Raw genomic sequence first — 21,918 nt, forward strand, 5'->3', positions numbered from 1 at the left:
AACCCGTTTCGTACTCCACGCGGCCAATGGGAGCGCTCTATTTCCCGCTTTCGGTACGAAACGGGAGCTTTCAGCCGCACCAGCGCGCGTTGAGGGGTGCGGGGTGCGGGTGTGGCGGGGTGTGTCAGGGGTGTTCGGCCCACGCTCCGGCGAGCAGGTCCCGGGTCTCGCCGAGCAGCTGCGGCAGCACTTTCGTGTGCGCCACCACGGGCATGAAGTTCGCGTCGCCGCCCCACCTGGGCACCACGTGCTGGTGCAGGTGGGCGGCGATGCCGGCGCCCGCGACGGTGCCCTGGTTCATCCCGATGTTGAACCCGTGCGGTGCCGCCGCCCGGCGCACCACCCGCATCGCGCGCTGGGTGAACTCCGCCAGCTCCACCGTCTCCTCGGGGGTGAGGTCGGTGTAGTCGGGGATGTGCCGGTACGGCAGCACCATCAGGTGCCCCGGGTTGTACGGGTAGAGGTTGAGCACGGCGTAGACCAGCTCCCCGCGCGCGATGACCAGCCCGTCGGAGTCGTCGAGATCGGGCACCCGGCAGAACGGGCACACCTCGCGATCGGACTCGCTCGGCTTGTTCTCGCCGCGGATGTAGGACATCCGGTGCGGGGTCCACAACCGTTGCAGGGCATCGGGAATCCCGATCCCGTCCTGTTCGGACAGTTCCGGGCCGCCGCCGCCGAACACCGCGCTCATCTCAGCCGAGCACCGCGGCGAAGGTCTCCGCGCTCGGCGAGGTGTTCTCCCTGCGCGTGATCCACTCCACCACGGCCCGCACCGCGTCCTGCACGGAGACGCCGTTGATCTGGCCGCCGTCGCGGAAGCGGAAGGACACCGATCCGTCCTCCACGTCCTTGCCGCCCGCGAGCAGCATGAACGGCACCTTCTGCATGGTGTGGTTGCGGATCTTCTTCTGCATCCGCCCGTCCGACGAGTCGACCTCGACGCGGACACCCTTGCCGCGCAACGCGTCCGCCACCGACTCCAGGTGCGGGACGTGCTCGTCGGCGATCGGGATGCCGACCACCTGCACGGGCGAGAGCCACGCCGGGAACGCGCCCGCGTAGTGCTCGGTGAGCACGCCGAAGAAGCGCTCGATGGAGCCGAACAGCGCGCGGTGGATCATGATCGGCTGCTGCCGCGAGCCGTCGGAGGCCGTGTACTCCAGCTCGAAGCGCTTGGGCTGGTTGAAGTCCAGCTGGATGGTCGACATCTGCCACGACCGGCCGATGGCGTCCTTGGCCTGCACGGAGATCTTCGGCCCGTAGTAGGCGGCGCCGCCCGGGTCGGGCACGAGCTCCAGGCCCGAGTCCTCGGCGGCCTGGCGCAGCGTCTCGGTCGCGTCCTCCCACTCCTGCGGGTCGCCGATGAACTTCGGCGAGTCGTCGCGGGTGGACAGCTCCAGGTAGAAGTCGCTGAGGCCGTAGTCGGCGAGCAGGTCGAGCACGAACTTGAGCAGCGAGCGCAGTTCGCCCGGCATCTGCTCCTTGGTGCAGTAGATGTGCGAGTCGTCCATGGTCAGGCCGCGCACGCGGGTCAGGCCGTGCACCACGCCGGACTTCTCGTAGCGGTAGACCGTCCCGAACTCGAACAGCCGCAGCGGCAGCTCGCGGTAGGACCGCCCGCGCGAGCGGAAGATCAGGTTGTGCATCGGGCAGTTCATGGCCTTGAGGAAGTAGTCCTCGCCCTCGAACTGGATCGGCGGGAACATCGTGTCCGCGTAGTACGGCAGGTGCCCGGAGGTGTGGAACAGCCCGCCCTTGGAGATGTGCGGGGTGTTGACGAACTCGTAGCCGGACTCCTCGTGCCGCGCCCGCGAGTAGTCCTCCAGCTCGCGGCGGACGACGCCGCCCTTGGGGTGGAAGACCGCAAGGCCCGAGCCCAGTTCGTCGGGGAAGCTGAACAGGTCCAGCTCCACGCCGAGCTTGCGGTGGTCGCGGCGCTCGGCCTCGGCCAGCCGCTCCAGGTGCAGCTCCAGCGCCTCGGTGGTCTCCCACGCGGTGCCGTAGATCCGCTGGAGCTGCGGGTTCTTCTCGCTGCCCCGCCAGTACGCCGCGGCGCTGCGCATCAGCTTGAACGCCGGGATGTACTTGGTGGTCGGCACGTGCGGGCCGCGGCAGAGGTCGGCCCAGATCCGGTCGCCGGAGCGCGGGTCGAGGTTGTCGTAGATCGTCAGCTCGCCGCCGCCGACCTCCATCACCTCGGAGGTGTCCACGTCCGACTTGATGTCCACCAGTTCGAGCTTGTACGGCTCGTCGGCCAGCTCGAGCTTGGCCTCGTCGACGGAGTCGAAGCGACGGCGGGAGAACCGCTGCGCGCCCTTGATGATCTGCTTCATGCGCTTCTCCAGCGCGGTCAGATCCTCGGGCGTGAACGGGGTGTCCACGTCGAAGTCGTAGTAGAAGCCGTCCTTGACCGGCGGGCCGATGCCCAGCTTGGCCTTGGGGAACAGCTCCTGCACCGCCTGGGCGAGCACGTGCGCGCACGAGTGCCGGATGACGCTGCGGCCGTCGTCGGAGTCGGCGGTGACCGGCTCGACCTCGGTGTCGGTCTCCGGCGCCCAGGCCAGGTCGCGCAGCGCGCCGTCGGCGTCACGGACCACGACGACCGCCTGCGGCCCCTTGTTGGACGCGCCGACCTCGCGGAGGGCCTGGCCGGCGGTGGTCCCCGCCGGGACCGTCACACGCGCGGGAAGCGAGACGACCGGTTGGGGCTCGGACACGGGAACTCCTCAGAACGGCTAACGCTGGAAACCCAGATGTTATCCGCCGTGCCGCAGCAGCTGAGCCGTAGGTGCGAGTGCCGCCATCAGGTGCGCGTCGTGCCACTGCCCCTCCCAGCGCAGCGCGTCGCGCATCGTGCCCTCGATCTCGAAGCCGCACTTGCGGTAGCAGGCCAGCGCCCTCGGGTTGAAGTCGTAGACCTCCAGCTGCACCCGGCGCAGGCCGATCCGCTCGAAGGCGTAGGCGAGCACCAGCCTGGTCGCCTCGGTGCCCAGGCCCCGTCCGGTGGCGCCGCTGGTGAGCGCGATCCGGTAGCTGGCGGAGAGGTTGTCGAAGTCGATCTCGTTGAGCGCCAGGTCGCCGACGTAGCTCCCGGTGGCGCGGTCGATGACGGCGAGGTCGACGCGGTCGGTCTGCTCGGCCCTGCTCTCGCACCACCGCTGGAGGACTTCGAGGGTGAACTCGCGGTGGGTCCCGGTCAGCCTGCGGCCCTCGGGGTCCTTGGTGGCGGCGAAGGCGTCGTCGGCGTGCTCCGGCCCGAGCGGGACGAGCGCGACCCGCGATCCGAACAAGGTTGGTCTGTCAGCTATCGCGGCACGGTCGATCACAGGAGCTGTGTGTAGAGCACCCGATCGTGCCGCCGCCACCGAATTTCCGCGCGCCACAGGCGAAAACCGCTCGCTTTCACGCAGGTGCGAAGCGGTTGCCGGACGGTCGCCGCGGGGCGATGGTCGAAGCTCTTGATCAAGTGAAGGAGTGCCTGTGCCCCGTCTGAGCTCTGCCCTCGCGATCGGCGTCCTCGCCCTGAGCGGTGTCCTCGCGTCCGTCCCGGCGAACGCCTCCCCCGCCCAGCAGGAGTGCGGCGGCTACAAGAAGGACGGCGAGGTCCGGTACCGCCACTGCACGAGCGACGGCTCGTCGGTCGAGGTCAGGGCCGTTTTCCAGATCACAGGAGTGCACCTCTTCTGCGTGGGTCCGAACGAGGACAAGTACTTCGGCGACGCGGGCTTCGTGATCACCATGCCCGCCGCGACCGGCAAGCTCTGCTGATCGGCTCCGGACACCACGCGGCCCCGCCGGGCGACTGCTCGGCGGGGCCGCGTCGTGTGGTCGTGCCAGGGGTCAGGACCCGGGCGGCGGCGGGAGCGGGGAGCCGGGGACGGTCATGTTCGGCGGCACGACGCCGTCGATCAGGTACTGGTTGATGACCTTGTCCAGGTCCGGGTTCCCGACGGCCGGGTTCGCGGCGTAGAGGCCGTGGTCGCCCTCATCGGTGACGGTGATCATCCGGGAGCCCGCGAACGCCGCGTGCGCGCGCCGGGTGCCCTCGATGGCCGTCGCCGGGTCGTGCACGGACTGCACGATCAGCGTCGGCGGCAGACCGCGGCCGTCGACCTTCGGCAGGGTCAGCGGCGGCTTGCGCCAGAAGATGCACGGCTGCACCATCCACTTCCCGCCGACCAGCGTCTGCTGCTTGTCGAGGTGGTCCTGGGACTGGCGCACCACGCTCGCGCGGTCACCCGGCCACGGGCCCTCGTTGCAGCGGACCGTCCAGAAGTTGGTCGGGTAGGAGTCCGGCGCGCCCGGCAGCGAGCCCTGTCCGGGCATGAGCCGGGTCTCGACGTCCTTGGTCTCGACCGCCGCCTTGACGCGCAGCGCGGCCTCGGCCTTCTCCTTCTCGGAGGTGCTCTGCTGGGTCAGCTTGCGGATGTCGACCAGTGTGGTGGCCGTGCCGTGGAACTGGCGCTTGCCGTAGATGCCCTCGGCCGCGATGGAGTCCAGGATGTTCGGGTTCACGGTGAAGCCGTTGTACTTCACCGGGCGCACGCCCAGCGCGGCGCGGACCGTCTCGAAGGTCTGCCTGGCCGCCTCGGCGGTGCTGCCGAAGCCGTAGACCTTGTCGTACTTGGCCATCCACGGCAGGAAGTCCTGCCGCCAGCGCCGTTCGAAGCCCAGCGGCTGCCAGGCGAATGCCCGCTCCCAGCTGGTGGTGAACTCCACCGGCGAGTCCAGCAGCACGCGCTTGACCCGGCTCGGGAACGCCGTCGCGTAGTGCGCGCCCATCCACGCGCCCGCCGAGTACCCGAGCCAGTTGATCTTCTGGCGCTTGAGCAGCACGCGGAGCAGGTCGATGTCGCGCACGGTCTGGCCGGTGTTCATCAGCGGGCCGAGATCACCCGCGCGCTCCATGCAGAGCTGGGCGGCCTTGTCGGTGGCGTCCAGGATCGTTTCGAGGTTCTTCGCGTCGCGGTTGCGCGGGTCGAACTGCTCCGGCCCGTCGAGCGCGCCGCCGCAGCTGATGCTGGTGCTGCGCCCGGTCCCGCGCGGGTCGAAGCCGATGACCTCCTGGCTGGCCAGCAGCCGGTCCTGGTAGCGCAGGCGAGCCGGGTAGATCCGCCCCTCCGCGCCCGGTCCGCCCGGGTTGATCAGCAACGAGTCGGCGGCCTGGCCGGTCGCCGGGAGCCTGCTGATCGCGATCGTCAGGTCACGGGTGTCGCTGAGCTTGTTCCAGTCGCGCGGGGTCAGATGGGTCGCGCACTCCATGTGCTCGGAGCCGGGCGGCGGCGCGGTGCCCAGTTCCTCCACCGAGCAGCGGTGCCAGTCGAGCACCTGGTTGGTGTAGCGGGCCGGGATTCCCGTGGAGTTGAGCGGATTCTCGTTCGCCAGCGCCGGGGTGAACCCGGCGAGCAGTAACGCGGCGACGGCCGGGACGGCCGCCGCGCTTCGGATTCTCTTCACCTTGTGGAGCCCCCAAGATCGTGTCGCGCGCTCGAGCGCGACTCCGGGGGTAGTTGGTATTGCCTCGCTCCGGGAGTGAGCAATCCGTTTCACACCAAGGCGAACAGCGAAGGTCACCGCGCAGGTGGATGATCACCCCATGCGCGCCACTCTCCGAGACTCCCTCACCGCCGCCCTCAAGGCCCGGGACCGCGTCGCCGTCGCCGCGCTGCGGTCGGCCCTCTCGGCGATCGACAACGCCGAGGCCGTCCCCCTCGAGCACCAGCGCGTGACCGGCGACGAGCACTTCGCCGGCGCCTCCGCGGGCGTTGGCGCGACCGAGGCCCAGCGCCGCGACCTCACCGAGGCCGACGTTCGGGCCGTCGTCGAGAACGAGGTCCGCGAACGCACGACCGCCGCTGCCGAGTACGCGCAACGCGGCCTCGCTGACGCCGCCGCCCGACTCCACGCCGAGGCCGAGGTCCTGAGCCGCCACCTCGACGCGTAGAGCGCGTTTCGGCGGCTCAGACCAGGAACCGGCCTGCCCGAAAGCGTTCCGGCAGTTCCCGCCACGCCCGCGCGAAGCCGGGTGGAGCGGACGCGAGCGCAGGTGGCGTGCGCCAGGTTCCGAAGTCACCGAGCACGGGCACCTCCCCGGCACGACAAGCCGCGGCGAGCGCACCGGCTCGGCGCTGAGCTCCGATCGCGTGTACTGAGCACTCGTGCCACGCCGCGGCACCGGTATCGGCACCAGCGGAGTCAGGTCCGGCAGTCGAAGCAGTTCGTCGTCCTCGATGGAGGACTCACGCGAATACTGGAGCGGCCCAGTCCCAGGAACGTTCTCCCGCGCCGAGGACCGCCGCACGGCCACCGAGCTTCACCCGGTGCGCCTGCACACCGTGCAGACCCGGCGCCCGCAAGGTGAGCCGAGTGAGGTGTTTGCCCCCACCCGACCAGTCGTACGCGACGACGACGCTTTCCCTTGGGCGACCGAAGAACCTGAGGAAGTCGACCCCGGTCACCTTGTCGTCCCGGTCGGGCACCAGGCCCACCGACACCCGCGGCCTCCGAAACCGGGCCGGCCGCGTGGGCATCGCCGAACCCGCACCTCCGCCGCGCACACCAGGAAGGGGTCCAGGCGCTGGCGCGCCTCGGCGATCCGCGGGCCATGCCGAGCCTGTTGCTGGCCCTCGACAACGACGTCGACGCGTGGCGGGCGGTACAGGTCACCGGAAAGATGACGGCTGCCGCCGACCGCTTGGTGCCGATGCTCGGCAGGCGCCTGGCCGATGTGGAGCTCACCGACCCCAGATGGGAGTCGACCGCCTCGACGATCCTGCGCAGCCTGGCCGAACTCGGTGATCCGGCGGCACTGCCCGTGTTGACGACGACCCTCGGATCGGCGGTCCGGCAAGGCGTGTCGTCCACCACCCGCGCCGCGCTCGCCGCGGTGAGCGCCTTCGGCCCCGACGCGGCGTCCACTGTGGACACGATCCGGAGCCTCACCACCGACGACCAGGTGCGCTCCAGCGCGATCGCAGCGCTGTGGGCCATCGGCCGCGACCACACCGACGTGGTGCCACTGCTGCACGACCTTCTGCGCCAAGGCAACACCGCGGAGATGATGGACGCGGCGAACGTGCTCAGCGAGATCGGCCCTCCTGCCACCGCCGTCGTGCCTCGGCTCAGGGATCTGCTGACGCACGACTACGAGTGGGTCCGCGTCCACGCCGCGTCCGCCCTGTGGGCCATCGCGGGCGAGGAGAGCGTGCTGGACACGCTGCTGCAGGCATGGGCGCTGAACCCCGCGACCGGGAACTTCGTCGTGACCTGCCTGGACCGGATGGGGCCCGCCGCCGCCCCCGCACTCCCGGAACTCCTCGCCCAGCTGGCACTTCCGCGCCGTGGCGGACGGTACGGCGGCATCGTCGACGACGAACAGCTGCAACGCACCGGCCGAGAGGTGGTCGCCAGGTTCGCGTGATCACCCCGGAGCTGACTTCGTCACCGTGAAACTCATTGACAGAAGCGCTTTTCTCGAACGCCTTTGCAGCATTGTCTCCGTGGCGATATCGCGGATGAAGTGCGTGGTGCTGGGAACCCGCGTTGCTACTGTCTCGTCCCAGCTGTACCGCTGCTGAACCGGGCGACGATCTTCCGGCGGTTCGCAACTGGATTCGACTAGGTGAGGCTCCCGAAATGAACACGTCCTCTTTTCGAGCCGCGGCCGCGGTCGCGGTCGTGACGCTGTGTCTCGCCGGATGCGCGTCCGTCGTGGTCGGCTCTGCCCAGCCGGGGAGCGCACCGCCGCCGACCACGGTGTCCAGTGTTCCGCGCGAGATCTCCTCGAAGAGCGTCCTCGAGGAGACGCTGCGGGTGGCGTCGTTGCCGGAGAGCGCCGCGCTGATGGCCAAGTTCCGCGCCGCGGACCTGTGCTTGGCGCTGGACCCGGAGCCCCTGAAGAAGTACGGCCCCAAACAGAGCACCGCCGCGGGCCCCGGCCTGACCGGTTGCAAGATCTTCTCGAGTGATGCCGACCCGAACGCTCCGACCTACCGCTTCGAGATCTCGACCAGGATCTACACCGAGATCGACAGGTTGCGGGACCGGGACGTCGAGGAGCGGGCCGGCGAGCACAGGGTCTTCCGTTCCGAGAAGCAGCTGATCGACTCCGGTTGCACCTACCGCCTGCCGATCGCCGAAAGCGGGTACGCCTTCATCATCGACGGTTACAAGTCCTCCAGGCAGCAAGGGCAGAAGAACACCTGGGCCGACGCGTGCGCCGATACCTTGGCCTACACCGGGGCGATCGCGGCGAAGCTGCTCTCGTTCCCGGTCCGCACCGCCCCTCCCACGGGGAAGTCGTTGCTGGGCAAGGACCCCTGCGCAGCCCAGCAGCAGGCACTCGCGGAGTTCCCCGGCTGGACGGTGGACCGGGTCCAACGCTCGACGCCCTACGCCTGCAACATCATCCTGACCAAGCCGGGCGATGCCTACAGCTACGACCTGGGACTGGACTTCCACCGCAACGTCGAGCAAGCGGTCAGCGCGGAAACCCCGGCGGTGACCATCGCGGGCCTCAGCGGCATCCGGCTCAACAAGAACCTCTTCCCGGGCATGCCGGAACATTGCGCGCTCTCCCTCAACTACAGGCCCTCGGAGCCCAAGGGCACCAGCTCCGGCCACCTCATCGGCGTCAAGCTGCAACCCACCAAAACGGCCGCAGGTGGAACATCGGCGCAGTCGCTGTCCCCGTGCTCGGTCGTGGACAAAGTCGCAGCGGTGGTGGTGCAGAGCGCGGGCTAGGGGTTCTGAATCAGGACCCGAGCAGGAGCACGACCGCGCCATCGCGGTCGTCGCCCTCTCGCCGTGCGCGTCGCCCCAACGGAGCAGGCCCCACCCGTCGGATTCGACGAGCGGGGCCTGTGACCAGTGCATGGAACTGGTGGGCGATACAGGGATTGAACCTGTGACCTCTTCCGTGTCAAGGAAGCGCTCTCCCACTGAGCTAATCGCCCTCGCGTGGTGCGCGGGTACCGCATGGGAGCCAGCTGTCTGAGACAGAGGCTCCGAACGGGTGAACCGTCCGGAGCCTCTGGACTGCTGGTGGGCGATACAGGGATCGAACCTGTGACCTCTTCGGTGTGAACGAAGCGCTCTCCCGCTGAGCTAATCGCCCGGGAATTCAGTTGTTCTCGCGTGTTCTCGTGCCCCGCCCTCGCGGTGCGGTGCAAACATTACACAGCCCGCGCCCAAGAACAAAAACGGGGGTCCCCCTCGCGTGACGGCGCTGCGCCGTCACGGTCAGCCACCGCCCGGCTACAGCCCGCCGCGCCGCAGGTCATCGCCCTTTCGGGCGGTCGACAAGACCTTCGATGGACCTCACCCCTCCGGCGGGGTCCGCTGCCGGTTCTCCGGTGTTAGCGTGGGGCCGCCGCGCCGCCGGGGTACCCGATTCCTCACGCACGACGGGTAGCACCGGTACGCCAGCGGGGCCGTTCCCGGCCCGGCGCCACAGCGCCGGTCCGCACCGACCCGGAGTTGGCCACGGCACCCCCGGATGTGTCGGGTGACCGATTACGGAGCGCAGTCCAACGGTTGCCCACCGAAGAAGTTCTGCCCCGTACGGGTGATCTATGAGCGACAGGCGAGCGCGAAGGGCCACATTCGCGTCACAACTATGTCGTTCCGTCGTTCACTTGAGCGGCAGACAGCACGAGAGGCGGCAACAATGCGTAACGACCACGTGACTCTGCGCTCCACGGCGGTCTTCGACCTCCTGGCGCCCCGCAGTCCGGCGGTCCCCGTCCAGGTCGAGCTCCGCTACGACACCCGCGACCCCTACGCCGTGGTGGCCGCGTTCCGCACCGGCCGGGCCGGCTGGGTCGAGTGGGTCTTCGCCCGCGACCTGCTCGCCGACGGCCTGATCGCCGCCGCGGGCGAGGGCGACGTCCGGATCCGCCCGGCCGTCGACGACCCCGAGGTCGTGGTGATCGAACTCAGCTCCCCCTCCGGCCACGCGATGTTCGAGGCGGCCGCGCAGGAGCTGGCCGACTTCCTGGACCGGACCTACGACCTGATCGTCCCCGGCAACGAGAACCTGTGGGTCAGCGTCGACGACGCGCTCAGCCACCTGCAGTCCAACGATCTCAGCTGAATCGGCGTTCTCACAGGTCAGCGGCAGTACAACAGCGAAGGACCACCCCGATTTGATCCCGGCGGACGGTGTCGGATAGTGTTTCGGCATCGCCACGGCGACGGGAAACGCAAGATCGAACACCGTCTCCCCAGCCGGGCAGCACGCGGATGTAGCGCAGTGGTAGCGCATCACCTTGCCAAGGTGAGGGTCGCGGGTTCGAATCCCGTCATCCGCTCGGAAGGCCCCTCGTCCGGGTCGACTGAATTCTCCGGGGTTACGATCCCAGAGCATCGGCGGAGTGGCCGAGTGGCTTAGGCAAGGGCCTGCAAAGCCCTGTACGCGGGTTCGATTCCCGCCTCCGCCTCGGGCGATTAGCTCAGTGGGAGAGCGCTTCCTTGACACGGAAGAGGTCACAGGTTCAATCCCTGTATCGCCCACCAGTGCAACTGGTCTGAAGCCCCATTCCTTTTCAGGGATGGGGCTTCAGTGCGTTCGGGGCCCGACCGCGCTCGCCCGGTGAAGTACGGTCACGGCATGGCGTGTCGCATCAGTGAACTCGTGCTCGGTTGCCGCGATCCCGAACTGCTGGCGCGGTTCTGGTGCGAGGTCCTGGACTTCGTGGTGCTCAGCGAGGAGGACGACGGCACGCTGGAGATCGGCCCGCGCGAGGGCTTCGGCGGCCCGCAGCCGACGATCGTCCTGAGCTACCGCGAGCAGCCGGAGCCCGGGAAGTCACGGCTGCACATCGACGTCAACCCCACCGACCGTGACCAGGACGCCGAGCTGGAGCGCCTGCTCGCCCTGGGCGCGCGCCCCGCCGACATCGGCCAGACGGGCCAGGAGCGGTGGCACGTGCTGACCGACCCGGAGGGCAACGAGTTCTGCCTCCTGAGGGCCCGGATCAAGCAGCTGTGAGCGCTGACTGGCTGGAGGACACCCGAACCTCCTACGACACGGTCGCGGCGAGCTACACGGAGCTGTTGCGCGACAAGCTCACCGAGCTGCCGCACCTGATCTCGGCGCTGGCGGCCTTCGCCGAGCTGATCCGCTCCGACGGTGGCGGCCCGGTCGCGGACGTGGGGTGCGGGCCCGGGCACGTGACCGCGCACCTGCGCGGACTCGGCGTGGACGCGACGGGGATCGACCTCTCCCCCGCGATGGTCGAGATCGCGCGCGCCGAGCACCCGGACGCGCGCTTCGAGGTCGGCTCCATGACGGAGCTGGACCTGGCGGACGACTCGCTGGCCGGGCTGATCGCCTGGTGGTCGCTGATCCACATCCCCGACGACCTCGTTCCCGGGGTGTTCGCGGGCTTCCGGCGCGTGCTGAGGCCCGGAGGCCGGGTGCTGCTGGGGTTCCACGTCGGCGACGAGGCGCGGCACAAGACGGAGGGCTACGGCGGCCACCCGATGAACGTGCTGGTCCACCTGCGCCCACCCGCCCGGGTCGCGGACTGGCTGCGCGAGGCGGGGTTCACGATCGACGCGGAGACGGTGCTCGACCCGGACGGCCGACTGGCGGGGTGCGTGCTCTTCGCGCGCGCCCCCGGCTGAGGCTCAGACGCTGCGCAGCACGGACACGACGATGCCGAGCACCACGGCGCGGTCCCCGTCGATCACCTCGTAGGCGTCGTTGCGGGGCTCCAGGTACACGTGGCCGTTGCGACGGCGGTAGACCTTGACCGTGGCCTCCTCGTCGATCATCGCGGCGACGATCTGGCCGGAGTGGGCCTCGTTCTGCTGGCGCACCACCACGATGTCGCCGTCGCAGATCGCCGCGTCGACCATCGAGTCACCGCGCACCCTGAGGCCGAAGACGTTGCCGCGCCCGGTCAGCTCGCGGGGCAGCGTCAACGTGTCGTCGAGGTGCTCCTCCGCCGTGATCGGGGCTCCCGCCGCGATGTCACCGACGACGGGCACGCTCACCGAGTCACCGGCGGCCTGGCGCGCGGGTGCTCCGGAGCGCAGGAACAGCCGCACGTCCATCGGCCGGGACACGGTGTCGCCGCGCCGCAGGAAACCCCGCTCCTCCAAGGCCGCCAGGTGCTTGGACACCGACGAGGAGGAGCGCAGGCCGACCGCATCGCCGATCTCGCGCGTGCTGGGCGAGTAGCCGTGGCGCTGCGCCCAGTCCCTGATCGTGGCCAGGATCTGCTGCTGGCGCGGCGCCAGGGTGGAGGTGTCCAGGTGCTCGAAGCCGTCAAGATCGTCGTAGGCGGTCACCCGCGGAATGGTAGATCGGCCTCAGAGACCGAACGCCAGCAGGACGTGGCCCTTGTCGTTGCCGTAGTCCGGGTGGTAGCCGGAGTGGATGTAGACCATCCCGTCGACCACGACCGCTCCGCCCGCCGCCGAGACCCCGCTGCCCCGAGCGGTGATCCCGTTGACCCCCTGGTACTCCCGCACGGTGTCGTACTCCCACAGCACCCGGCCGTCGCGCGCCGAGTAGGCCCGCATCTTGCCGTCGGCGCTGCCCTCGTAGACCACGCCGGGCGTCGTGGTGACCGCGGGCCGATTGGCCAGAATGCACTCGTCCGGGTAGTTGGCGGAGCCGCCCCAGCTGCACCCGTTGGCCGGGTTGGGCGTCTTCCAGAGCAGCGCGCCGGTCGCCGGGTCCAGCGCGTGCAGCGCTCCGGGCTTGGCGTCGTTGGTGGCCACGTAGAGCCGCTGGCCGTCGTAGCTGCCGCCCCACAGGATGCCGGACTGGCCGAGGTCGTTCGGCTCCGGCTTGGCCAGCTGCCGCTGCCAGACGAACTCGCCGGTGCGCGCGTCGAGCACGTGGTAGACGCCGCTCTTCTGCCCGATGCCGATGAGCGTGCGGCCCTTGACCGTGAAGATGTTGCCCAGCGAGCCGATGTCGTAGTCCAGCGCCGTGCCGTTCTCCATGCCGGGGCAGTGCCCGGGCGGCGCGCTCGGGTCGACGCAGATCAGTCGCCACGTGTCCGGGTGCGTCATCTGGCGCTTCCAGCGGACCTTGCCGGTGAACGCGTCCAGCGCGAGGACGGAGTCGCTGTCGCCCGCGGTGCCCGTGTAGTTCTGCCCGGTGCCCACGAACACGGTCCCCGTCGCGGGGTCGACCGACGGCGAGGCCCAGACCGCCGCGCCCGAGGGCTCGAACCGGGTGGCCCCGCTCGGCCACGTGCCGACGGCCTTCGGCTCCGGCACCGTGTAGTGGCGCCACAGCACCTTGCCGGTGGCGGCGTCGATCGCGGCGAACTGGCCGCGGAAGGTGCAGCACGGGTAGTCCGCGTCGGCTGAGCTCTCGTTGCTGGAGACGCCCACGTAGAGCCGGCCCGCGAAGTGGATCGGCGAGCTGGTGAGCAGCGCCTGCGCGTGCTCGTCGATCCGGTTCGCCCACACCAGCGCGCCGGTGCTGGCCTTCAACGCGTACATGTAGCCGCGCAGATCGCCGAAGTAGACCCGGTCGCCCACCACCACGGGGCTGTTGCGCACCACCGGCAGGCGGCGCTCCGGGTCGACCGTCCGCAGCTCGAAGGTCCACTTCGTCGCGCCGGTCTTCGCGTCCAGCGCGTAGAACAACCCGTCCGGCCCGCCGAAGTACATCGTCCCGCCGGTGATCGCCGGCTGGCTGTGCGAGGTGAACATGCCGATCTTTTCGAAACCGAAGGCCCACTTGAGCTTCAGGTCGCCGACCGTCCGCTCGGTGATCTTGCGCTCGGCAGCGTTGTGCCTGCTCCCCGCGAGGTCCTTCTGCCAGCTCGTCCACTCCGCGCCGCGCCCTGGTGCTGCGGCGGACACCGTCGCACCCGCGAGGCAGAGCACGAGGAGTCCGATCAGGACGGTGAGCCTGCGTCGTCCGAACACGCGCGGTCCTTTCGCCAGCGGATCTGCGGCAGACAAGCATGGCGTGCGGCGACAGCGGCCGTCTTCATGCTTTCGACCCGTTCCCGGAGCGTTCTCGCGCGCAAAATCGCTGGACCGAGCGCTCCTGCGTCATCCTCGGTGACTAGAGTCCCTGCTGACACCCACTGCGGACACGGCGGAAGAGCGGACGAGGACCATGCGCGGCAGCACACCCCGCGACCCCGGTCCCGCCCGGCACCGACTAAGATCAACAATTGCCCCGGAGGCCCGGAGGCCCGGAGGCCCGGAGGCCCGGAGGCCCGGAGGCCCGGAGGCCCGGAGGCCCGGAGGCCCGGAGGCCGCTGAGCGCCGCGTCGCGGTTGTGGCCAGGATGGTCGGGTGCGGGCGCATCGGATCGGGGTGGACGTGGGCGATAGCCCTCGCACCGCCGAGCGGGACGCGCGCCGCTGGGGCACCTTCGGCGACGAGCCCACGGTCCTGGCGGTCGCGCGCACGCTGACCTCGGCGATCAGGCTGCTCGAAGCGCTGGAGGCCTTCCTCGGCGACACGCGCGTGCAGATCGTGTTCACCGTCAACGAGACCTCGCGATTCTCCGCGGGCGCCGTCGAGCTGATCAACGGCCTGTACTCCAAGTTCGTCGCGTGGGAGGACGTGCCGCGCACCCGCTACCACCTGGTGATCACGGCGAGCGAGAACGTCGACCTGGAGCACCTCGACCGCCAGGTGCCGGTGCTGGTGCTGCCGCACGGGATCGGCTTCCACAAGCTCGTCCCGGACTCCGAGGGCGACGGCACGCGGCTGTCCGGGCTCGTGCCCGCGCACCGCTTGCGGGACAGGCGGATCTGGCACCTGGTGACGCATCCGGAGCAGGCGGAGCAGCTGGCCGACGCCTGCTCCGAAACCGCCGGGAGCACCGTGCTGGGCGGTGACACCAGCTATGACGCGCTGATCGCGGGCGAGCCGTTGCGCGCGCACTACCGCAAGGCGTTGCGCGTCGCCGACGACCAGCGGCTGGTGATGATCACATCGACGTGGGGCGAGCAGTCGGCGCTGGGGACGTGGCGGACGCTGCCCGAACAGCTGCTCGCGGAGCTGCCCGCCGACGAGTACCGGGTGGCCGCCGTCGCGCACCCCAACGTGTGGACCTGGCACTCCGACTGGGATCTGCGACGCCGGATGCACAACGCGGTGGCGGGCGGACTCCTGCTGGTCCCACCGACGAGGGGCTGGCACGCCACAATGATCGCTTCGGACCTCGTGGTGGGTGATCACGGCTCGGTCAGCCTGTACGGTGCCGCGATCGGGAAACCGTTGCTGTTGGCCGCGTTCGGCTCGGAAATCGTCCCCGGGACCGTGCTGGAGGAGCTGGGCGAGGTGGCCAACCGCCTCGATTCGGCTGCTGGCCTGCGGGCCCAGGTCGACGAAGCCCTTGCCGCGCACGAGCCCCAGCGGTTCGACGGGCTCGCCAAGCGCGCCTTCGCCATGCCGGGCTCGGCGGCGGCACTGCTGCGCAAGGTCTGCTACGAGCTGCTTGAGCTGGCGGAGCCCCGAGTGGATGTGCCCCTGCGCGCGGCCGCCGATCCCGCGCCCGAAGACATCGAGGTGTTCTCGCACGAGGTCCGTGGCAGCTTGACCGGCTCCACGATCACGTTGACCCGTTGTCCCGCAACGGTTCGCGGCCACCTTCCCGATTCGGCCGCCGACGAGTGGCGTCATCTCGTGGTCAGGTGGGGTGAGCGCAACGTGCTGCTGTTCGACTCCGCATCGATCATCGTCGACGCGGAGCTGTCGCTGCCGGAGACCTTCCACCGGTATCCGGGCTGCCGCCTCGCCGCAGTGTCCACTGTGGATGGATGCGAGGTCATGGCGCGCGGCGGCAAGCGTGTATCCGTACTGGGCAAGGCCGACACCGCTCAGCTGGCATCTGCCGTCTATGTCGCGATGCTCGAAGGTGTTCTACACCAAGGCGAACTGACGCTCCGACTCGGTTCGTCCGAGAGCACTGTGGCGCTACGGCCTCACTGATCGAGTTCGGCGATGCGCTGTTCGAGCCGCTCCGCCTCGGGGCTGTGCACGCTCTTGTGGACCTCCAATGCGCGCGCCAGCTCTGTTCGCGCTCCGGCCTTGTTCCCTTGTCGGACAAGCACTTCGGCGAGGGTGCCACGAGCCTGCGCCTCGTAGTGGGTGGTCCCGTACTCGACGAACTTCGCGATCGCGGCGTTGAGGTCGCTCGTCGCCCGCGTGAGATCGCCGAGCGCGGCGAGCACCTCGGCCCGGCTGGCCCGGACTCGCGCGGCCATCCGCCCCGCCAGTCCTTCGAGCGCGCGGTCGAGGTGGTCCAGCGCCTCGGCGGCCCGCCCCTGGACGAAGAGGTTGCAGCCCAAGAAGTAGGTGGCCAGGGCAACGCCGCGCCACTCCTGCGCTTCGGTGTTGTAGTGGATGGACCTGCGGTACGCGTCCTCGGCGCGAGCCAGGTCGGTCTTGTCCCAGTACCGCCCGAAGAACTCCCACACCGAGCCGAGCAGGACGTCGTGGCCGGAGTCCTTGAGCAGGTCGAGCGCGATCTCCAGTTCCTCGCGCGCCCGGTCCAGGTGCCCGAGGTCGGTGTAGGCGCGGGAAACCTTGATGCGCAAGGTGGATTCCGCGCGCCAGGCGCCCACAGCGCGAGCGGCGGCGACGCCGAGGTCGGTGGCCTCCAGCCAGTCCGCGATGTAGCGGCGGTTGACGTAGAGCGCGACCAGCGCCTCAGCCAGCTGCCAGGTCGATTCGTGCCACCCGCGCTCGGCTCCGGCGCGCATCACGGCGAGGGCGTTGGCGCGCTCCCGGTCCAGCCAGCTCAACGCCTCGTTGGTGCCGCTGAAGGGATTCCGGTGGCCCTTCGTGAGCTGCGCGTGGTCGGCGATCCGGGTGCGAGCGCCCATGACGGCCTGGTCCGCGAACGCGACGCGTGCCAGGTAGTGGTCGACGACCTTGCGGAGCAGGTCCTCGCGCGCGGCGGTCCCTTCCTCCGCCAGCGCGCGTTCCTGGGCGTGGCGGCGGATGAGGCCGTGGAACCGGTAGCGGTCACCGGTCTTCTCGACGAGGTTGGCCTCGGCCAGATCGTCCAGCAGTGCCTTGGCATCGGGGTCGATCAGCGCGGCGACGTCCGGGTGGACGTCGAGGACCGGCAAGGTTCCCAAGCCCCGGTAGAAGTTGGCGAGCTGCGCCGACAGGTTCTGGTAGGCGTTGTCGAAGACGGCTGCCACGACGCGCTTCCTCCCGATCGTCAAGAAGTCCAGCCCCGTCGCGGCGTCCTGCACCAGCTCGGCGAGGCTCAGCCCGCGCTCCTGCTTGAGCCGCCCGGCGACCACGCGGAGCGCGATGGGCAGCCCGCCGCAGAGCGCGACGGCCCGGCCGGCCGCCTCCGGATCGGCGTCGATCCGTTCGGCGCCAGCGATTTCCCGCAGCAACAGCAGCGCGTCGGCTTCGGCGAGCCCGTCCAGCTCGCAGTACTCCGCGTCGTCCAGGACGAGTTCAGCCAGCCGGTGCCTGCTCGTGACCAGCACCGCGCTGTCCCCTGGACCGGGCAGGAACGCGCTGACCTGGGCAGCGTCGATCACGCCGTCGAGCATGAACAACGTGGGCTTGGCGGCGGCGTAGGAGCGAAGTCTGCCACTGAGTTCAGCGAGACCGGTGGGGATCAGATCGCCAGGAAAGCCGAGCTCTCGCAGGCAATCGGCCAACGCGTCCCGGACAGCGGCCTCCTGCGAACCCGATTCCCGGCGGCGCGCGTCGAGGTCGACGTAGAACAGGCCGCCCGGAAAGCGGTCGGCCACGCGGTCGGCGCACTTGTGGGCGAAGGCCGACTTGCCGACCCCTTCCGGGCCGCTGATCACCCAGAGCGGCTTGCCCCGCCCGATTTCGTCCACTGTGGACAGTTGCTCGTCGCGGTTGACCCACACGCGCGGCGGCGCGGGGGACTGGCGGGGCGCGGCGCGCTCGTGCCGGGGGTGGTGGTTGTGCACGTGGATGTCGCCCTGCTGGTGGCCGACCTGGACCAGGGTGCCGTGGACGTCGCGGACCTCGTTGTGAACGGACGGTTCACCCGCGCCCGCTGTGCTCATGTCCGCTCCCCGACCGCGCCTGCACCCCGTGATCGAAAACCTACGGTACGGCATCGCCCGGCGCAGGAGAGCGGGATTCCGGCAGCTGCCGGGCTCAGGCGATACCGCCGTTCACGCGCAGGACCTGGCCGTTCACCCAGCGCGCCGGCCCGGCGAGGAAGGCGACGGCCTCGGCGATGTCGGCGGGGTGACCGAGGCGTTCCAGCGGGGGCTGGGCGGCCAGCCTGGCGATGGTCTGCTCGTCCTTGCCGGTGAAGAACAGCTCGGTCGCGGTCGGGCCGGGGGCGACGGTGTTGACGGTGATGTCCCGGCCGCGCAGCTCACGGGCGAGGATCATGGTGATCGCCTCGACCGCACCCTTGGTGGAGGCGTAGACGCCGTAGCCGGGCGGGGCGAGCCCCAGCACCGAGGTGGAGAAGGTGATGATCGCGCCGCCTCCGCGCACGCGCCGCGCGGCCTGCTGGGCGACGGCGAAGGTGCCTCGGACGTTGACGCGGTGCACCCGGTCGAGCTCGTCGAAGTCGGTGTCGGCGATGGGCTTCAGCGCGTTGAGCACGCCGGCGGAGTGCACGACCACGTCGACGCCGCCGTACTCCCGCTCGGCGGCGTCGAAGAGCCCGGCGACCGCGTCGGGCTCGCTGACGTCGGCCTTGTGCGCGAAGGCCCGGCCACCGGCGGTGGTGATCGCCTTGACCGCAGCTTCGGCCTCCGCGTCGTTGCCCGCGTAGTTGATGACGACCGGGAACCCTTGGGCGGCAAGGCGTTCCGCTGCCTCGCGGCCGATACCGCGCGAGCCGCCGGTGATGATCGCGACGCGGGTCCGTTCAGCACTCATGTTATCAACGATAACACTCATCATCGCCAGAGCGTTAGCGGTGATATCGATTGAGCGACGCCGGAACGGGTAGTTCTGCCGCATGCGCATCGGATACACGTTGATGACCGAGCAGGCCGGGCCGAAACAGCTGGTCGGACACGCCGTGGCGGCCGAAAAGGCCGGGTTCGCGTTCGAGGTCTGCAGCGACCACTACTCGCCGTGGCTGGACGAGCAGGGGCACGCGCCGTACGCGTGGAGCGTGCTCGGCGCGGTCGCGCAGGCCACCGACCGAGTGGAGCTGATGACCTACGTGACCTGCCCGACGATGCGCTACCACCCGGCGGTCGTCGCGCAGAAGGCCGCGACGGTGCAACTGCTCTCCGACAACCGCTTCACGCTAGGGCTGGGCTCCGGCGAGAACCTGAACGAGCACGTCGTGGGCGAGGGCTGGCCGTCGCTGGACGTGCGGCACGACATGCTGGCGGAGGCCGTGCAGATCATCCACGGGCTCTTCGACGGCGGGCACTCCAGCTACGCGGGCGAGCACTTCCGCGTCGACTCGGCGAAGCTCTGGGACCTGCCGGACTCGCGGGTGCCGATCGCGGTCGCGGTCTCCGGCGAGGAGTCGATCGCGCGGTTCGCCCCGGTCGCGGACGCCATGATCGCGGTGCAGCCCGAACAGCGGCTGTGCCGGGAGTGGGACGAGCACTGGGTGGGGCGGGCCGAGGGCTCAGCGCGCAAGATCGGCCAGCTGCCGGTGTGCTGGGACGCCGACCGTGACGCCGCGATCGCCAGGGCGCACGAGCAGTTCCGCTGGTTCGGCGGCGGCTGGAAGGTCAACGCCGAACTGCCGGGCACGGCGGGCTTCGCGGGCGCGACGCAGTTCGTCACCCCGGAGAACGTGGCTTCGGCGATCCCCTGCGGGCCGGACGTGGAGCCGATCCTCAAGAGCGTGCGCGAGTTCGCCGACGCGGGCTTCACCGATCTGGCCCTGGTGCAGATCGGCGGCGAGCACCAGGACGGCTTCTTCTCCTTCGCGGAGAAGGAATTGCTGCCCGCGCTGCGCGAAGCCGTGTGACTCCCCCGTGTCGCTGCTCGGTCCACAGAGGACTCCGGACAACACTGGTCCGGAAGGCAGCGCAGGGAGGAAGCCGTGAACGAGGACGACCCAGCGACACAGCTGAGCCTGTTCGACCCCGCTCCCCCGGAGCCGCGCGCCGCCGAGCCCGAGCAACAACGCATTCCCGAACAACGCGCTCCGCAGGCGCGGCCCTGCCCGAGCTGCCACCGCGCGCCGGACTCCGCTCCCGAGCAGCACGCCAGGGACATCGCCCAGCAGTGGCTGGAGATCACCGCGACCGGGCAGATCGCGGTGCGGCACTTCTGCGCCGCCTGCCAGCCGCACTACGGCTTGGCGTTCCTGGCGTGCGAGCTGTGCGGGCTGGACCTGTTCCTGATCGGCGAGCTGGCGCACGAGGTCGCCGAGGACCGGCTGCCCACGGTGCTGCTGACCTGGCTGGCCGCCGAGGGCTGGAGCCCGCACCCCGTGCTGACCTGCCCCTCGCACGCGCGCTGAACGGCTGGGTGGGAACGCCGGTCCTGGGCTCACCGCGGTCTGGTTGAGCCGGTCGCGCCCGATGCAGGCTCTGCGCCGTCAAGCACGGCACACAGCTGGGAGTTGGGCAATGACCACCTGGTTCATCACGGGCGCTTCGCGTGGTTTCGGCCTGGAGATCGCGCGGCAGGCCCTGGGGCGCGGGGACTCCGTCGTCGCCGCTGCCCGTGACCCGCGCACCGTCCACGCCGCGCTCGGCGAGCACCCCGATCTGCTCGCCGTGGCGCTGGACGTGCGCGATCCCGAGCAGGCGGACGCGGCGGTCGAGGAGGCCGTGCGGCGCTTCGGCCGGATCGACGTGCTGGTCAACAACGCGGGCAGGGGCCTGGTCGGCGCCGTGGAGGAGACCGGCGACGACGAGGTGCGGGAGCTGTTCGACGTCAACGTGTTCGGACTGCTCACCGTGACCAGGGCGGTCCTGCCGGTGCTGCGCGCGCAGCGTTCGGGGCGCGTGCTCAACCTCAGCTCGATCGGCGGGTTCGTGTCGTGGCCGGGTTGGGGCGCGTACTGCGCGACGAAGCACGCGGTGGAGGGCTACTCGATGGCGCTGCGCCAGGAACTGGGCCCGCTGGGCATCCAGGTGACCTCGGTGGCGCCCGGGCCGTTCCGCACGGACTTCCTCGACCTCAGCTCGCTGCACGTGGTGCGGGAGCGGATCGCCGACTACGAGGGCAGCGCCGGGGCCATGCGCGCGTGGGCGAACGAGACCAATCACGCGCAGGAGGGCGACCCGGTCCGCGCCGCCACGGCGATCCTCGCGGTCGCTGACGCCGAGGAGGCCCCGCTGCACCTGCCGCTGGGGTCCTCGGCGGTCTCCGGGATCGAGAAGAAGCTGGCGGAGATCACCGAGGACGTGAAGCTCTGGCGCGAGATCGCCGAGTCGACGGACTTCCCCGACGCGGTCGGCGGCGCACTGCCATAACACGGCGCGATTGCTCGCATCAACGAGAGTTATGCCCGCCCGGGTTGTTAACGGGCGGGCTTCTCCGGCGTGGACCACAGGCCGGCGAGCAAGAGCCGCACCTGCTCCGGCGGCCACGCGTCCGAAATTCGGAAAACCGCGGTTGTCGCGGCCAACAGGAGATCCGGATCAACATCGGAGCGCACGACTCCGAGCTTCCTGCCGTTGTCCATGACGTCGGTCAACCACAGCGACAGGCCCGCCCCGTCGGTTCTCTCCAGGGCGGCGGGCGCGAGTGCGAGATCGTCCGGATTCGCCGCGAGGTGCTCCTTCACCCTGGCCGTCCGCTCGGCGAGCCGCTCCCAGAAGCTCCGCCCGTCCTCGGCAGGCACCCAGCGCCCGAGACTGGCGATGAGCTGGGCTTCCACATCTTCGAGCACCGTGCCGAGCAGGTCGTCGCGACCGTCGAAGTAGTGGTAGGCGGCGGTCTTGGAGATGCCGGCGGCGGCGATGATCCGGTTGTAGGAGGCGTGCTGCGGGGACTCCCGCGCGAAATGGGCCCTAGGGCCTGTCCTCAAAG

21 protein-coding genes and 5 tRNA genes are annotated in these 21,918 nt (G+C 70.0%); 14 read left to right on the forward strand and 12 right to left on the reverse strand.

Annotation, left to right across the window (positions count from 1 at the left end):
• Positions 1 to 124 precede the first annotated feature (124 nt).
• Genes CCN37_RS02630 through CCN37_RS02640 form a run of 3 tightly spaced genes read right to left on the reverse strand, consistent with a single transcriptional unit; the run spans position 125 to position 3,293 of the window.
• The gene (locus CCN37_RS02630) at positions 125 to 694 is read right to left on the reverse strand and encodes an HIT domain-containing protein (RefSeq protein WP_086819004.1); all 570 of its coding nucleotides are present in this window, start codon (positions 692 to 694) and stop codon (positions 125 to 127) included.
• A gap of 1 nt (position 695) precedes the next feature.
• Positions 696 to 2,720, reverse strand: a complete 2,025-nt coding sequence (gene thrS / locus CCN37_RS02635) for a threonine--tRNA ligase (RefSeq protein WP_086819005.1) — start codon at positions 2,718 to 2,720, stop codon at positions 696 to 698.
• 39 nt (positions 2,721 to 2,759) lie between these two features.
• Positions 2,760 to 3,293 carry a GNAT family N-acetyltransferase gene (locus CCN37_RS02640; RefSeq protein WP_246842777.1) on the reverse strand — a complete coding sequence of 178 codons (534 nt, stop codon included), beginning with the start codon at positions 3,291 to 3,293 and terminating at the stop codon, positions 2,760 to 2,762.
• Between the two features lie 190 nt (positions 3,294 to 3,483).
• Between CCN37_RS02640 and CCN37_RS02645 the strand changes: the two genes are divergently transcribed.
• Positions 3,484 to 3,771, forward strand: coding sequence for a hypothetical protein (locus tag CCN37_RS02645; protein WP_086819007.1), 288 nt, complete (start codon positions 3,484 to 3,486; stop codon positions 3,769 to 3,771).
• Between the two features lie 72 nt (positions 3,772 to 3,843).
• Here the strand turns inward: CCN37_RS02645 and CCN37_RS02650 are convergent, their stop codons facing one another.
• Positions 3,844 to 5,460 carry an alpha/beta hydrolase gene (locus CCN37_RS02650; RefSeq protein ID WP_086819008.1) on the reverse strand — a complete coding sequence of 539 codons (1,617 nt, stop codon included), beginning with the start codon at positions 5,458 to 5,460 and terminating at the stop codon, positions 3,844 to 3,846.
• Between the two features lie 139 nt (positions 5,461 to 5,599).
• On the opposite strand from CCN37_RS02650, the gene CCN37_RS02655 reads away from it, so the two are divergent.
• Positions 5,600 to 5,947 (forward strand): GatB/YqeY domain-containing protein, encoded by a 348-nt coding sequence (locus CCN37_RS02655; protein ID WP_086819009.1) that lies wholly within the window; start codon positions 5,600 to 5,602, stop codon positions 5,945 to 5,947.
• Between the two features lie 295 nt (positions 5,948 to 6,242).
• Here the strand turns inward: CCN37_RS02655 and CCN37_RS02660 are convergent, their stop codons facing one another.
• Positions 6,243 to 6,497: a hypothetical protein gene (locus CCN37_RS02660; RefSeq protein ID WP_086819010.1), complete on the reverse strand. Its 255-nt coding sequence runs from the start codon at positions 6,495 to 6,497 to the stop codon at positions 6,243 to 6,245.
• Positions 6,498 to 6,607: 110 nt separating this feature from the next.
• Here CCN37_RS02660 and CCN37_RS02665 point away from each other — a divergent pair, with 110 nt between their 5' ends.
• Positions 6,608 to 7,423, forward strand: coding sequence for a HEAT repeat domain-containing protein (locus CCN37_RS02665; protein ID WP_086819011.1), 816 nt, complete (start codon positions 6,608 to 6,610; stop codon positions 7,421 to 7,423).
• A 215-nt stretch (positions 7,424 to 7,638) separates the two neighbouring features.
• On the forward strand, positions 7,639 to 8,745 hold the full coding sequence (locus CCN37_RS02670) for a hypothetical protein (protein WP_086819012.1): 1,107 nt from the start codon (positions 7,639 to 7,641) through the stop codon (positions 8,743 to 8,745).
• Between the two features lie 137 nt (positions 8,746 to 8,882).
• Here CCN37_RS02670 and CCN37_RS02675 read toward each other — a convergent pair.
• Positions 8,883 to 8,957, reverse strand: a tRNA-Val gene (locus tag CCN37_RS02675).
• A gap of 86 nt (positions 8,958 to 9,043) precedes the next feature.
• Positions 9,044 to 9,118, reverse strand: a tRNA-Val gene (locus CCN37_RS02680).
• A 552-nt stretch (positions 9,119 to 9,670) separates the two neighbouring features.
• On the opposite strand from CCN37_RS02680, the gene CCN37_RS02685 reads away from it, so the two are divergent.
• The 6 genes from CCN37_RS02685 (at position 9,671) to CCN37_RS02710 (ending at position 11,631) form a co-directional block, all read left to right on the forward strand.
• Complete coding sequence (locus tag CCN37_RS02685) at positions 9,671 to 10,096, forward strand: SsgA family sporulation/cell division regulator (RefSeq protein WP_030430167.1); 426 nt, start codon at positions 9,671 to 9,673, stop codon at positions 10,094 to 10,096.
• A gap of 145 nt (positions 10,097 to 10,241) precedes the next feature.
• Positions 10,242 to 10,313, forward strand: a tRNA-Gly gene (locus tag CCN37_RS02690).
• A gap of 57 nt (positions 10,314 to 10,370) precedes the next feature.
• Positions 10,371 to 10,442 (forward strand) — tRNA-Cys (locus CCN37_RS02695).
• Between the two features lies 1 nt (position 10,443).
• Positions 10,444 to 10,518: transfer RNA gene (locus CCN37_RS02700), tRNA-Val, on the forward strand.
• 94 nt (positions 10,519 to 10,612) lie between these two features.
• Positions 10,613 to 10,993: a VOC family protein gene (locus CCN37_RS02705; protein WP_086819013.1), complete on the forward strand. Its 381-nt coding sequence runs from the start codon at positions 10,613 to 10,615 to the stop codon at positions 10,991 to 10,993.
• Positions 10,990 to 11,631, forward strand: a complete 642-nt coding sequence (locus tag CCN37_RS02710; protein WP_086819014.1) for a class I SAM-dependent methyltransferase — start codon at positions 10,990 to 10,992, stop codon at positions 11,629 to 11,631. Before CCN37_RS02705 ends, CCN37_RS02710 begins: the two co-directional genes overlap by 4 nt.
• 3 nt (positions 11,632 to 11,634) lie before the next feature.
• On the opposite strand, the gene lexA is transcribed toward CCN37_RS02710, so the two are convergent.
• Both lexA and CCN37_RS02720 read right to left on the reverse strand, forming a co-directional pair.
• Complete coding sequence (gene lexA / locus CCN37_RS02715) at positions 11,635 to 12,300, reverse strand: transcriptional repressor LexA (RefSeq protein ID WP_086819015.1); 666 nt, start codon at positions 12,298 to 12,300, stop codon at positions 11,635 to 11,637.
• Positions 12,301 to 12,321: 21 nt separating this feature from the next.
• On the reverse strand, positions 12,322 to 13,902 hold the full coding sequence (locus CCN37_RS02720) for a PQQ-binding-like beta-propeller repeat protein (RefSeq protein WP_086819016.1): 1,581 nt from the start codon (positions 13,900 to 13,902) through the stop codon (positions 12,322 to 12,324).
• A gap of 405 nt (positions 13,903 to 14,307) precedes the next feature.
• Here CCN37_RS02720 and CCN37_RS02725 point away from each other — a divergent pair, with 405 nt between their 5' ends.
• Positions 14,308 to 15,927 carry a hypothetical protein gene (locus CCN37_RS02725; RefSeq protein ID WP_143261388.1) on the forward strand — a complete coding sequence of 540 codons (1,620 nt, stop codon included), beginning with the start codon at positions 14,308 to 14,310 and terminating at the stop codon, positions 15,925 to 15,927.
• Here CCN37_RS02725 and CCN37_RS02730 read toward each other — a convergent pair.
• On the reverse strand, positions 15,921 to 18,005 hold the full coding sequence (locus tag CCN37_RS02730) for an NB-ARC domain-containing protein (RefSeq protein WP_168200492.1): 2,085 nt from the start codon (positions 18,003 to 18,005) through the stop codon (positions 15,921 to 15,923). The two genes, CCN37_RS02725 and CCN37_RS02730, sit on opposite strands and share 7 nt — an antisense overlap.
• Positions 18,006 to 18,099: 94 nt before the next feature.
• Complete coding sequence (locus CCN37_RS02735) at positions 18,100 to 18,840, reverse strand: SDR family oxidoreductase (RefSeq protein ID WP_086819019.1); 741 nt, start codon at positions 18,838 to 18,840, stop codon at positions 18,100 to 18,102.
• An 82-nt stretch (positions 18,841 to 18,922) separates the two neighbouring features.
• On the opposite strand from CCN37_RS02735, the gene CCN37_RS02740 reads away from it, so the two are divergent.
• The 3 genes from CCN37_RS02740 (at position 18,923) to CCN37_RS02750 (ending at position 21,359) form a co-directional block, all read left to right on the forward strand.
• Positions 18,923 to 19,900 carry a TIGR03557 family F420-dependent LLM class oxidoreductase gene (locus CCN37_RS02740; protein ID WP_086819020.1) on the forward strand — a complete coding sequence of 326 codons (978 nt, stop codon included), beginning with the start codon at positions 18,923 to 18,925 and terminating at the stop codon, positions 19,898 to 19,900.
• A 75-nt stretch (positions 19,901 to 19,975) separates the two neighbouring features.
• A complete protein-coding gene (locus CCN37_RS02745) occupies positions 19,976 to 20,398 on the forward strand; it encodes a hypothetical protein (RefSeq protein ID WP_086819021.1) in 423 nt (140 codons plus the stop codon).
• A 109-nt stretch (positions 20,399 to 20,507) separates the two neighbouring features.
• On the forward strand, positions 20,508 to 21,359 hold the full coding sequence (locus CCN37_RS02750) for an oxidoreductase (RefSeq protein WP_086819022.1): 852 nt from the start codon (positions 20,508 to 20,510) through the stop codon (positions 21,357 to 21,359).
• 47 nt (positions 21,360 to 21,406) lie between these two features.
• Here CCN37_RS02750 and CCN37_RS02755 read toward each other — a convergent pair.
• Positions 21,407 to 21,918, reverse strand: a 512-nt coding sequence (locus CCN37_RS02755) for a TetR/AcrR family transcriptional regulator (protein WP_168200493.1), incomplete at its 5' end; no start/stop codon positions are given.

Origin of the sequence: Allokutzneria sp. NRRL B-24872, from assembly GCF_002155965.1 — a bacterium.
Taxonomy (GTDB): domain Bacteria; phylum Actinomycetota; class Actinomycetes; order Mycobacteriales; family Pseudonocardiaceae; genus Allokutzneria.